Here is an 11818-nt window from a genome sequence, read left to right as displayed (position 1 = left end):
AGGTGTTGAGCTACAGGTTAGCCACCATTTGCCACTGGATATTTGCCAATCATGACAACTGCGCGATACTTCGCGCCCAATTCTTGCATCCAAGCCTGCGCTGCCCACCACCCCGGGCAACACAGTCAAGGGGTCGGCTACCCGCCAACCCCGTCGCCAGGAGATACACGATGTCTACCCCACCCGTCACCCTGATGGTGTCGCGCCGCGCCGCCCATGGCCGCTACCAGGACCTGCTGGCCTGGCTGCATGAAGGCGAGCAGTTGGCCACCGACTTTCCCGGCTATCTCGGCTCAGGCATCCTCGCTCCACCTCGCGATGGCGATGAATTCCAGATCATCTTCCGCTTCAGCGACGAACCCACCTTGCAGGCGTGGGAGCATTCCGCCTCTCGCAGGGCGTGGTTGCAACGCGGCAACGGACTGTTCGAGCGCCCCAAAGAGAGGCGCGTAAGCGGCATCGACGACTGGTTCGGCACCAATACGGTGCAAAAACCGCCACGCTGGAAGCAGGCAGTGGCCATCTGGCTGGCGTTCTTCCCGGTTTCACTGCTGTTCAATCTGCTGTTCGGCCATTGGTTGGCCGCCGTGGATCTGGTGCCGCGGGTCATGCTCAGCACCCTGGCCCTGACGCCGCTGATGGTCTACCTGTTCATCCCCCTTTCGACCCGCCTGCTGGCCAACTGGCTGCACGCCTCGCCGCCGACTGGCGCGGCGCTGCGCGGCCGTTGAGGCCTGGCCATACAACAGGCAAACAGTTCGGGTATGCTGGGCGGCAACGACAGGAAAGACAAGTTGACCGCCCGCACATGAACAGCCCCATTCTCGTTACCGGAGCCAGCCAGCGCGTCGGGTTGGCCCTGGCCCTGGAACTGGCAGAGGCCGGCCATACCGTGGTCAGTGCCAGCCGCAGCGCTCAGCCGCAGTCCGCACACCCGAACATCGTGCACTTCCAGGCCGACCTGTGCCAGGCAAGCGACCGTCAGGCACTGATCGACCATCTCCAGCAGCACTACGACGGGCTGCGCGCGATCATCCACAACGCCTCGCTGTGGCTCGACGACGGCCTGGACAACCTCGAGACCATGTTCCGCCTGCACGTCGAAGCGCCGTATCACCTGAACCTTGCACTGGGTGACCTGCTGGCCAAGGTCGACAAGGCCGACATCATCCACATCTGCGACGAAACCTCTTCGCGGGGCAGCAAGAGCCATATCGGCTATGCCGCCACCAAGGCCGCGCTGCAGAACATGGTGCTGTCGTTCGCCGAAAAATACGCGCCCAAGGTACACGTCAACGGTATCCTGCCCGGGCTGCTGATCCTCAAGGAAGGGGGTGACGACGCCTACCGCCAGCAGACCCTGCAAAAGGCCCTGCTGCCGTTCGAACCCGGCGCCGGGCCACTGATCGAGACGGTCAAGTACCTGCTCGCCAGCCAGTACAGCACTGGCAGCCAGGTGGTCGTCAACGGTGGCCGCCACTTGAAGAATCGCATGACCTGAGAGAAGCCCATGACCCCCCAACAACAGCTCGAACTCGAAGCCGCCGCCTTCCGGCGCCTGGTCGACCATTTGCAGAAACGCACCGACGTGCAGAACATCGACCTGATGAACCTCTCCGGTTTCTGCCGCAACTGCCTGTCCAAGTGGTACAAGGCCGCTGCCGACGAGCGCCAGGTCGATATCAGCCTGGATGACGCCCGTGAAGCGGTGTATGGCATGCCCTACGCCGAGTGGAAAGCCCAGTACCAGAAAGAAGCCAGTGCCGACCAGCAGGCGGCATTTGAAAAAGGAAAACCTCGTGACTGATCTGAATACCCTGCGCGCCAGCCTGGCCAGCGGCCAACACGCCTTTGCCGATACCCTGGCGTTCATTGCCGGCAACTACAGCTACCAGCCTCAAGCCTTCAACAATGGCGGTGTGGAAAACGCCGCCGGGCAGAACGAAGGCTCGTGCAAGACCCTGGGCCTGGCCCTGCTGGAAGGTTTGAGCGATCAGGAGGCCCTGCTGGCCTTCGGCGAGCACTACCGCGATGTGCTGGAAACGCCCGAGGGCACTGACCATGGCAACATCCGCGCGCTGATCAAGCATGGCCTGGCGGGTGTGAAATTCACCGCGCAGCCGCTTTCGCGCAACGCCTGATAGCCACGGGCCGGCAGGCACGGTCAGCTGATGATCTGCCCCGGCCCGTCTGCCAGCAACCTGCCGTGCTGCAACCATTGCAGCGCAACAGGCCACAAGCTTTCGCGAAACCGATCATGGAAAAACGCGAAGTGGCCAATGTCCTTGACCGAGATATCCACAGGCGCGATCCGCAGATGCCGACGCTCGGCACCCTGCACATAAGCGAGCAGTCGCTCGGTTGCCGCCACGGTGCCAAACGGGTCATCGGTCAGGCTGATCGCCAGCGTAGCAGCCTGCAGCTGGGCAAAGGGCAGCCTCTCCAGGCGACGCCCGCTGGGCCTGTGCTCATAGCGCGGGGTACGCGTGGTCCAGTCCATCACCACGCCTGCCGGCGTGTCTTCCATCCAGCCCAGGCGCTTGCCGGGGAAGTAGCCGAATGCACGGGTCAGCAACGGCATCACCACATGCCATTTGCCAAACAGCCGCCAACGCTGATCGGCCGCGTAGTCGCGCCAGTAGGCGAACTGCGCGCCCACCATCACTACCCGGCGGACCTGACCCGCAGACGGCGCCAGCCCTACGGCGCAGCCGCCGAAACTATGCCCCACAACATCCACCGGCTGCCCGGGAAATGCCTGCGCGGCGTGCGCCAGCATGGCTTCGAAATCCAGACGACCCCAGTCACTCCATGACGCCTGAAAACCGCGCAAGGACGCTGGACGGGATTCGCCGATGCCACGGTAATCGTAGGTAAGGACGTCGCAGCCTTGGGCGAACAGGTAGTCGGCAAAGCGGGCGTAGTAACGGCAGCGCACGGACGTGGCAGCGTTGATGATCACCAGCGGGCGCTGGGCATTGGCCTGGGCGTGGCGCCAGCAGAAACCACCGAGGCTGTAGCCGTCGGCTGCGATCTGGCGAAAGGGCGTGGCCGGTTGGGTGAGGCTGCTCATGGCGCGCTTCCTGTTGTTGTGCGCCAACGCTAGCAAAAAAATGGGGGCCTGTATCGGCCCCCATCTTCTACATCGAATTACAGCTCGATGCAGTCGAACTTCACATCGGTCGCCACGTCTTCGTCGTAGTTGACGTCAGCGCGCTCGAAGCCGAACAGGTTGAGGAACTGTTTCTTGTAACCGGCATAATCGGTCAGTTCGAACAGGTTCTCGGTGGTCACCTGCGGCCACATGGCCTTGCAGGCGTCCTGCACGTCGTCGCGCAGTTCCCAATCGTCCAGGCGCAGGCGGCCTTTCTCGTCCAGCTCCGCCGGGGCGCCGTCGGCACGGTACATGCGGTCACGGAACATGCGGTCCAGTTGGTCCTGGGTACCTTCGTGAACGCCCTTCTCCTGCATGATCTTGAAGACCATCGACAGGTACAGCGGCATGACCGGAATGGCCGAGCTGGCCTGGGTGACCACCGACTTGAGCACGGCCACGTTGGCGCTGCCGCCGACTTTCTTGGCCAGGCGCTCGGCCGTTTCGTCCAGATCCTGCTTGGCCTTGCCCAGGGCGCCGTGCCAGTAGATCGGCCAGGTGATTTCGGTGCCGATGTAGCTGAAGGCTACGGTGCGGGCCTGCGGTGCGAGCACGCCAGCGGCGTTCAGGGCATCGATCCACAGTTCCCAGTCCTGGCCGCCCATGACGGTGACAGTGTCGGCGATTTCCTGCTCGGTGGCCGGCTCGATGCTGGCTTCGATGATGGTGTCTTTGTTGGTGTCGATGGCGGTCGACTTGTACGGCTGGCCGATCGGCTTGAGCGCGGAGCGGATCACTTCACCGGTCTGCGGCAACTTGCGCACCGGCGAGGCCAGGGAGTAGATCACCAGGTCGACCTGGCCGCCCATTTCGTTCTTGATCAGCTCGATGACCTTGGCGCGGGCTTCGTCGGAGAAGGCATCACCGTTGATCGACTTGCTGTACAGGCCTTCGGCCTTGGCGAACTTATCGAAGGCAGCGGCGTTGTACCAGCCGGCGGTACCGGGTTTGGTCTCGGTGCCTGGTTTCTCGAAGAACACACCCAGGGTGTCGGCCTTGAAGCCGAAGGCTGCGGTGATGCGCGCCGCCAGGCCGTAGCCGCTGGATGCGCCGATGACCAGGACCTTCTTCGGGCCATCCTCGCGTACGCCCAGCTTGCGGGTGGCTTCGATCTGGTCACGGACGTTGAGCTCGCAGCCCTTCGGGTGAGTCGTGGTGCAGATGAAACCGCGAACCTTAGGATGAATGATGGCCAATGTCTGTACCTCGTCAGGTTTATGCAGGGAAGCGCCGCCATGGGCGATTCCGTTTGATCAGAGGGTGAGACTACCCCCGCAGGTTATCCGACACATATTACGGGGTGTTTGAGGGGATGCAAAACGGCGCTTGCTCTGCCAGCTGGCCTTGCAGCCACTGCAGAAAGCGTCGCGCCAAGGGATCGTCCTGGCTGTCACGATGCACCAGGCAGGCCCATGCTGGGCCGCGTACCCGCTGCGCCGAGAGCGCCTGCAAGCGCCCCTCCTGCACCGCCCGTTGGGCCAGCAACTGGCTGACCAGGGCGATGCCCAGCCCTTCACTGGCGGCATCCAGCAACAAACCGGGGTCGGAAAAGTTCAGCCCCTTGCCCTGCTGCCCGACATCTTCGCCACCTTCCAGCTGCCAGTGGCTCCAGTCCATTTCCCGTTCGCCGTGCAAGGTGGTGCGTGCCGCCGAAGACACCAGCGACGGGTGGCAGGCCGGGTACAACCTATCCTGATGCAACACGCTGAAACTGCATTCGGCCTGCGCACTCAGGTCGTCACGGATGGCCAGGTCGATGGTCTCGCTGGCCATGTCCGGCACCTCGAAACTGGTGAACAGCCACAGGTCCACCTCGGGGCAGCGCTGATGGAAATCAGCCAGCCGCGGCAGCAGCCAGTGCCGGGCGAAGGCTGGGCTGGTGTTGACCACCAGTTGGTTGGGCTTGCGGTATTGCTCCAGTCGGCGAATACCCACGGCCAAGTGCTGCAGCAGCGACTGGGTGGTGCTGAGCAGGTCATGCCCGGCATCGGTCAGGCTCACACTGCGGCCTGCACGGTGGAACAGCGGCTGTTCCAGGTAGGTTTCCAGGCTACGAATCTGTTGGCTGATGGCCGACTGGGTGAGATTGAGCGCCACGGCAGCCTTGTGAAAACTGCCGAGCCGGGCAGCCGCTTCGAAGCCTCTGAGCGCATTGAGGGGTGGCCAGTGTTTGAGCATGATCGATAAGCCGTGCTGATCAGATATGCGCTAAATCTATCGTTTGTCGCACGCCCTTCATAGCCATAGCATGGACACCAACACCCGCGACGGCGGGCTTCGTTGATAAAAAATCCTTAATAGATCGGAGTTCTCTATGCACCTGTCCCTCGACAGCGGCTGGCGCATGCCCGCCGAATGGGCCTGCCACGCGGCAACCTGGATGATCTGGCCACACAATCAAGCCCTGTGGGAAAACGGCTGGAACGTCAACCTCGCCGACGTGCAGCGCGACTACGCCCGCGTCGCCGCCGCCATCGCCCGCTTCGAGCCGGTGAAAATGGTCGTTGATCCCTCTGCAGTAGAGAGCGCTCGCGTCCTGTGTGGTGCCAACATCGAACTGATCGAATTGGCCGTGGACGACAGCTGGTGCCGTGACAGTGGGCCGAGCTTCCTGTGCCATCCACAACATGGCCTCGCCGGGCTGAGCTGGCGCTTCAACGCCTGGGGCGGCAAGTCGCACCATGCCCACGACCGCAGCCTGGGCCGACGCATGCTCGACCACCTGGGCCTGGACGGTTTCAGCACCCCCTTGTGCAACGAAGGCGGTGCGATCCATGTGGACGGCGAAGGCACGCTGATCACCACCGAGTCGGTGCTGCTCAACCCCAACCGCAACCCCGGCATCAGCAAGGCCGATTTCGAGGAATGCTTCGCCCGCTACCTGGGCGTCAGCAAGACCATCTGGCTGCCGGGCGACCCGCAGTATGTGACCGGCGACATGACCGATGGCCACATCGATGGTGTGTGCGCCTTCGCCCGCCCCGGCGTGCTGCTGGTCGACGCCACCCATGAACACCACTCGGTCTACGCCGACGTCGTGCGGGAAAACCGCCGCGCCCTCGAATTGGCCACCGACGCCCGGGGCCGTCACTTTGAACTCCTCGACCTCTACGAGGCCAGCGCTGCGGTCGATCAGGACGCCGAGGTGTTCTGCGCCTCCTACACCAACTTCTACATCGCCAACGGCGCGATCATCATGCCGGCCTACGGCATCGCCGCCGACGCCGAAGCCGCCGCCCAACTGGCCCACGCCTTCCCCGGCCGGGAAATCGTGCCGGTGCGCATCGACCACATCGCCCACGGCGGTGGCGGCATCCACTGCATCACCCAGCAACAGCCGGAGGTCAGCCGATGAGCCTGCTGCGCGTCGCCACCACCCAGATGCCGTGCAGCTGGAACCTGCCCGACAACCTCGACCGCGCCGAGCAGTTGGTGCGCCAGGCCGCCGCGCAAGGTGCCCAGGTGATCCTGCTGCAAGAGTTGTTCGCCACGCCGTACTTCTGCATCGAACAGGACCACCGTCACCAGGCCCTGGCCGAGCCGTACCCGCACAGCCCAATCCTGCAACGCTTCGCCGCGCTGGCCGGAGAACTGGGCGTGGTATTGCCGCTGAGCTGGTACGAACGGGCCGGCAATGCCTTCTTCAATTCGCTGACCGTGGCCGACGCCGATGGCCGCCTGCTCGGGGTCTACCGCAAGACTCACATCCCCAATGCCATCGGCTACCAGGAGAAGGAGTACTTCAGCCCCGGCGACACCGGCTTCAAAGTCTGGGACACCGCCTTCGGCCGCCTGGGCATCGGCATCTGCTGGGACCAGTGGTTCCCCGAGACCGCCCGCTGCCTGGCGTTGATGGGCGCCGAAGTGCTGTTGTTCCCGACCGCCATCGGCTCCGAGCCCGGCGCCGCCGAACTAGATTCGCGCGACCATTGGCAGGTCGCCATGCGCGGCCACGCCGCCGCCAACCTGCTGCCGGTGGTCGCCGCCAATCGCGTGGGCCGCGAGGTGGCGCAAAGCGACGAAACGTTGGCCATGCGCTTCTACGGCTCATCGTTCATCTGTGACCACAAAGGCGCGCTGCTCGCCGAAGCAGACCGCGACAGCAGCGGCATCTGGCTGCACGACCTGGACCTTGCACGCATGCGTGAAGACCGCCTGAGCTGGGGCATCTACCGCGACCGCCGCCCAGAAATGTACGCGCCGCTGCTGACCCTGGACGGCGCCCACCCCCACGTCGCGAGGACCTGACCATGAAGCTGCCTGCGATAGCCGTGCTCGCCCTGGCCCTGTGCACCAGCCAGGCTCACGCCGACCAACCGACGCTGCGCCTTTACAACTGGGCGGACTATTTCGCCGAAGACACCCTCAAGCAGTTCACCGCCGAGACCGGCATCCAGGTGATCTATGACGTGATGGACGGCAGCGAAGTACTCGAAGCCAAGCTGATGTCCGGGCGCAGCGGCTACGACCTGGTGTTCCCCGGCGACACCGTGGCCGAGCGCCTGATGCGCGCCGGCAGCCTGCAGCCGCTCGACCCCAGCCGGCTTGAGGCGCTGGACGACATCGAACCCGGCCTGCGCAAGCTGCATGCGCAATACCCCAAGGCCAGCCAGGCGACCGTGCCCTACACCTGGGGCACCATCGGCCTGACGGTCAACGCCGCCAAGGTCCGCGAGCGCATGCCGGATGCGCCGCTGGACGACCTCGACCTGTTGTTCAAACCGGAGCTGGCGGCCAAGTTCGCCGATTGCGGCATCTCGGTGATCGACTCGCCAGACGAAGTGCTGGCCGTGGTCCTCCATTACCTGGGCCGCGAGCCGCGCAGCGCCAAGCGTGAGGACCTGGCCGCGGCCAGCGAGCTGCTCAAGGCCGTGCGCCCGTACATCCGCAAGTTCCAGTCCCAGCCGGTGACCGAGCTGGTCAACGAAAACCTCTGCCTGTCGCTGGGCTACAGCGGCGACGTGATCCAGGCCCAGCGCACGGCAACCGCCGCCGGCAAGGCGCTGGACTTCCAGTACCGCGTCCCACGCCAGGGCACCACGGTGTGGATGGACACCATGGCCATCCCCGCCGACGCCAAGCACCCCGAATACGCCTATCGTTTCATCAACTTCGTCATGCGCCCGGCGAACATGGCCGCGATCAGCAACTTCACCGGCTACCCCACCGCCAGTGCCAAGGCGCGCCAGGCGGTCGACCCGCAGATGCGCGACAACCCCGATATCTACCTCGACGAAGCCACCTACGCCCGCCTGATCCCGGGCCGGGACATTCCGCAAGCCGACATGCGCGCACGCATGCGGGTGTGGACGCGCTTCAAGACTGCACAGGACTGACACATGCCAAACCGTAGAACCTTCCTGCAACTGTCCCTGGCTGCCGGCCTTGGCGCCGGCCTGGGCCTGCCGCTGGGCATGGCCCGCGCTGACGAACCGGGGCGCTGGTTCATGCCCGACGAGGGCGAGCCGCAGCAACGCGCATTCATCGCCTTCGGCGCCCAGGACGCTATCTGGGAAGACTTCACCGCCGACGTGCAGGCCGCCCTTGGCCGCATCGCCCAGGCCATCGCCCGCTACCAGTCGGTGACCGTGTTCTGCCGTGCCAGCGAGCGGGAGCTGGCCGAGCAGCATTGCGGCAGTTACAACACCCGCTTCGTCACCTGCGCACTGGACGACATCTGGATGCGCGACATCGGCGCCAACTTCGTCGTCGATGACGACGGCGCCCTTGGCGCGGTGGACTTCAACTTCAACGGCTGGGGCAACAAGCAGCGCCACCGCAACGATGCCCAATTGGCCAAGCGCGCGGCCACGCTGACAGGCGCGCATTACCAGCGCAGCGAACTGGTGGGCGAAGGTGGCGCGATCGAAGTGGACGGCCATGGCACCGGCATCATGACCGAGAGCAGTTGGATCAACGCCAACCGCAACAAGGGCTGGAGCAAGGCTGAGGTCGAGGCCGAACTCAAGGAGCGCCTGGGCTTGAGCAAGATCATCTGGCTGCCAGGCATCGCCGGTAAAGACATCACTGACGGGCATGTGGATTTCTATGCCCGCTTCGTTCGGCCCGGTGTGGTGATCGCCAACCTGGACAACGACCCCGAATCCTATGATTACGACGTGACTCGCAAACACCTGGACATTCTCAAGCAGGCGACCGACGCCGAAGGTCGCACCCTGCAAGTGCACCTGGTTTCGCCACCAATGCACGGGCGCCGCAACAGGTTCAGCAATAATGCCGACTTCGCGGCGGGCTACATCAATTACTTCGTTATCAATGGCGCGGTCATCGCCCCGCAATTCGGCGATGCGCAGGTTGATGAAAAGGCGCGGGCATTGCTGGCCGCGCTGTACCCAGGGCGCGACATCGTGCAGTTGGATATCGATGCCATTGCCGCAGGCGGTGGAGGTATCCATTGCGTCACCCACCAGTGCCCGGCCGTGTGATTCGCCTAGCGCTGGCGACGCCGCCCGGTGATCATCGACAGCGGCAGATTCTCGCCCAGGCGCACGCTTTCGACGATGGCCGCCAGCACGTGCACGCACACCAGCGCCAGCACGGCATCCGCCAGGAAACTGTGCACCTCCATGGGCCAGTCGGCGCCCCATAGTGCATCGATTTCCTGCGAGGCCCAGCCGGTCAGGCCCAGCCCTGTGATGCCGGCCAGCATCAGCAGCATCACCAGAGCGCCGATCGGGGAATGCCCCAGGCGATGGTAAGGCTCGCCCCGTACCAACGCCCGGGCATGGGCAGCAAGGCGCGCCGGCGTTGGCCAGAAATCGGCCCAACGCGCACTCTGCGGCCCGACAAAGCCCCACACCAGGCGCACCAGCACGCAGCCCAGCGCGGAATAGCCCAGCCACTGATGCCAGTCGTCACCCTCTTCGTTGAAGAAGTAATCGGCAAAGAACACGGTGGCGAAAGACAGGTGGCACAACCGCAGGAGCGGGTCCCACAGCCGTACCGTGGGCATCGACATCAGTCTTCGATCTCGGTCTTTACCGCCTTTCCAGTGACTGGGTCATGGTAGATCTCGACCTTCTTGCCCTCCTTGTTGAAGCCGTAGATCTCGTAGCAGTTGCCTTTGGTGACCTTGAACTTGTTGATCTTGTAACCCTGCTCCTTCAGCTGGGCCTGGAACTTGTCCTGGTCTTGCCAGGTGCTTTTGTCAGCGGTGGTGCATTGAGTGGCGGCGAATGCGCTGCTGCAGCCGAGAAGAAGAGTGATGGCAATCAGGGTACGCATGGCTATGAGCTCCAGTCTGTTGAGTGAAACAACACGATGCGCGTCCAAGCCCCATCAAGCTTAGCCAGCGGCGTAGCGTTTGCCTGTTTACTGCAGGGAAGCCATTCATTTGCTTTTCACATCAATGGCAAAGAAAAACAAACTTAACAAATGAGCCAAACCCACCGAAGCTGGAGGCACCGCGCCCGCTCGGCGCCTAACTGCATTCGGAGAACAACAAGATGAACGATGTGGTCATCGTCGCCGCCACCCGTACCGCCATCGGCAGCTTCCAGGGCGCTCTGGCCAGTGTGCCCGCCGTCGACCTGGGCGCGGCCGTGATCAAGCACCTGCTGGAACAGACCGGGCTGGACCCAGCGCAGGTCGACGAAGTGATCCTCGGCCAGGTGCTCACCGCCGGTGCCGGGCAGAACCCCGCCCGCCAGGCCGCGATCAAGGCCGGCTTGCCTTACAGCGTACCGGCGCTGACCCTGAACAAAGTCTGCGGCTCCGGCCTGAAGGCTTTGCACCTGGCAGCCCAGGCCATCCGCTGTGGTGACGCCGAGGTGGTGATTGCTGGCGGCCAGGAAAATATGAGCCTCGCGCCTTATGTGATGCCTTCGGCCCGTACCGGCCAGCGCATGGGCCACGGCCAGTTGATCGACAGCATGATCACCGACGGCCTGTGGGATGCGTTCAACGACTATCACATGGGCATCACGGCGGAAAACCTGGTCGAAAAATACAGCCTCAGCCGTGAACAACAGGACGCGTTCGCCGCCGAATCGCAGCGCAAGGCGGTAGCGGCCATCGAAGCGGGCCGCTTCAAGGCCGAAATCACGCCGATCGTGATGCCGCAGAAGAAAGGCGAACCCAAGGTGTTCGACCGTGACGAACAACCACGCCCGGACACCACCGCCGAATCCCTGGCCAAACTGCGCCCGGCCTTCAAGAAAGACGGCAGCGTTACCGCAGGCAATGCCTCCAGCCTCAATGACGGCGCCGCCGCAGTGCTGCTGATGAGCGCGAGCAAGGCCAAGGCTCTGGGGCTGCCGGTGCTGGCGAAGATTGCCGCGTATGCCAGTGCCGGCGTTGACCCGGCGATCATGGGCATCGGCCCGGTATCGGCGACCCAACGTTGCCTGGACAAAGCGGGCTGGCAGCTGGGCGAACTGGACCTGATCGAGGCCAACGAAGCCTTTGCTGCACAGGCACTGGCGGTGGGCAAGGCGCTGGAATGGGATGCGGCGCGGGTCAACGTGAATGGCGGCGCTATTGCCCTGGGCCACCCGATTGGGGCATCCGGCTGCCGCGTACTGGTGACCCTGCTGCATGAAATGATCAAGCGCGATGCCAAGAAAGGCCTGGCCACGTTGTGCATTGGCGGCGGCCAGGGTGTGGCGTTGGCGATCGAGCGTTGATCAGGGATTGAGGCAGGCC

Annotated in this window: 14 protein-coding genes; 9 read left to right on the top strand and 5 right to left on the bottom strand. The window is 63.9% G+C overall.

Annotated features, from left to right (window positions below):
• Window positions 1–170: 170 nt before the first annotated feature.
• The 4 genes from ACIQUF_RS20035 (at window position 171) to ACIQUF_RS20020 (ending at window position 2141) form a co-directional block, all read left to right on the top strand.
• Window positions 171–731, top strand: a complete 561-nt coding sequence (locus tag ACIQUF_RS20035; protein ID WP_403134624.1) for an antibiotic biosynthesis monooxygenase — start codon at window positions 171–173, stop codon at window positions 729–731.
• A 77-nt stretch (window positions 732–808) separates the two neighbouring features.
• Window positions 809–1501, top strand: coding sequence for a dihydromonapterin reductase (folM, locus tag ACIQUF_RS20030; protein WP_403134621.1), 693 nt, complete (start codon window positions 809–811; stop codon window positions 1499–1501).
• A 9-nt stretch (window positions 1502–1510) separates the two neighbouring features.
• Window positions 1511–1807, top strand: coding sequence for a DUF1244 domain-containing protein (locus tag ACIQUF_RS20025; protein ID WP_400799743.1), 297 nt, complete (start codon window positions 1511–1513; stop codon window positions 1805–1807).
• The gene (locus ACIQUF_RS20020) at window positions 1800–2141 is read left to right on the top strand and encodes a HopJ type III effector protein (RefSeq protein WP_403134617.1); all 342 of its coding nucleotides are present in this window, start codon (window positions 1800–1802) and stop codon (window positions 2139–2141) included. Before ACIQUF_RS20025 ends, ACIQUF_RS20020 begins: the two co-directional genes overlap by 8 nt.
• Window positions 2142–2164: 23 nt before the next feature.
• Here the strand turns inward: ACIQUF_RS20020 and ACIQUF_RS20015 are convergent, their stop codons facing one another.
• The 3 genes from ACIQUF_RS20015 to ACIQUF_RS20005 all read right to left on the bottom strand — a co-directional run bounded on the left by ACIQUF_RS20015 (window position 2165) and on the right by ACIQUF_RS20005 (window position 5332).
• Window positions 2165–3073 (bottom strand): alpha/beta fold hydrolase, encoded by a 909-nt coding sequence (locus ACIQUF_RS20015; RefSeq protein WP_403134615.1) that lies wholly within the window; start codon window positions 3071–3073, stop codon window positions 2165–2167.
• A 77-nt stretch (window positions 3074–3150) separates the two neighbouring features.
• Window positions 3151–4350 (bottom strand): enoyl-ACP reductase FabV, encoded by a 1200-nt coding sequence (fabV, locus tag ACIQUF_RS20010; protein ID WP_403134614.1) that lies wholly within the window; start codon window positions 4348–4350, stop codon window positions 3151–3153.
• A gap of 97 nt (window positions 4351–4447) precedes the next feature.
• The gene (locus ACIQUF_RS20005) at window positions 4448–5332 is read right to left on the bottom strand and encodes a LysR substrate-binding domain-containing protein (RefSeq protein WP_403134612.1); all 885 of its coding nucleotides are present in this window, start codon (window positions 5330–5332) and stop codon (window positions 4448–4450) included.
• 136 nt (window positions 5333–5468) lie between these two features.
• Here ACIQUF_RS20005 and ACIQUF_RS20000 point away from each other — a divergent pair, with 136 nt between their 5' ends.
• Genes ACIQUF_RS20000 through ACIQUF_RS19985 form a run of 4 tightly spaced genes read left to right on the top strand, consistent with a single transcriptional unit; the run spans window position 5469 to window position 9600 of the window.
• Window positions 5469–6509, top strand: coding sequence for an agmatine/peptidylarginine deiminase (locus tag ACIQUF_RS20000; protein WP_403134611.1), 1041 nt, complete (start codon window positions 5469–5471; stop codon window positions 6507–6509).
• Entirely contained in the window at window positions 6506–7402 is an 897-nt protein-coding gene (gene aguB, locus ACIQUF_RS19995) for an N-carbamoylputrescine amidase (RefSeq protein ID WP_403134609.1), read from the top strand. Before ACIQUF_RS20000 ends, aguB begins: the two co-directional genes overlap by 4 nt.
• A 2-nt stretch (window positions 7403–7404) precedes the next feature.
• Window positions 7405–8490, top strand: a complete 1086-nt coding sequence (locus ACIQUF_RS19990; RefSeq protein WP_403134606.1) for an extracellular solute-binding protein — start codon at window positions 7405–7407, stop codon at window positions 8488–8490.
• Window positions 8491–8493: 3 nt separating this feature from the next.
• Window positions 8494–9600 carry an agmatine/peptidylarginine deiminase gene (locus ACIQUF_RS19985; protein WP_403134598.1) on the top strand — a complete coding sequence of 369 codons (1107 nt, stop codon included), beginning with the start codon at window positions 8494–8496 and terminating at the stop codon, window positions 9598–9600.
• A gap of 5 nt (window positions 9601–9605) precedes the next feature.
• On the opposite strand, the gene ACIQUF_RS19980 is transcribed toward ACIQUF_RS19985, so the two are convergent.
• Both ACIQUF_RS19980 and ACIQUF_RS19975 read right to left on the bottom strand, forming a co-directional pair.
• A complete protein-coding gene (locus ACIQUF_RS19980; protein WP_403134596.1) occupies window positions 9606–10133 on the bottom strand; it encodes a cytochrome b/b6 domain-containing protein in 528 nt (175 codons plus the stop codon).
• Window positions 10133–10399: a PepSY domain-containing protein gene (locus ACIQUF_RS19975; protein WP_403134594.1), complete on the bottom strand. Its 267-nt coding sequence runs from the start codon at window positions 10397–10399 to the stop codon at window positions 10133–10135. Before ACIQUF_RS19975 ends, ACIQUF_RS19980 begins: the two co-directional genes overlap by 1 nt.
• 221 nt (window positions 10400–10620) lie before the next feature.
• On the opposite strand from ACIQUF_RS19975, the gene ACIQUF_RS19970 reads away from it, so the two are divergent.
• Window positions 10621–11799 (top strand): acetyl-CoA C-acetyltransferase, encoded by a 1179-nt coding sequence (locus ACIQUF_RS19970; protein ID WP_403134592.1) that lies wholly within the window; start codon window positions 10621–10623, stop codon window positions 11797–11799.
• The last annotated feature ends 19 nt before the right edge of the window (window positions 11800–11818 follow it).

The sequence above is a fragment of the Pseudomonas sp. NPDC090233 genome, assembly GCF_044772285.1.
Lineage (GTDB): Bacteria > Pseudomonadota > Gammaproteobacteria > Pseudomonadales > Pseudomonadaceae > Aquipseudomonas.
This window is presented reverse-complemented; position numbering and strand designations above follow the sequence as displayed.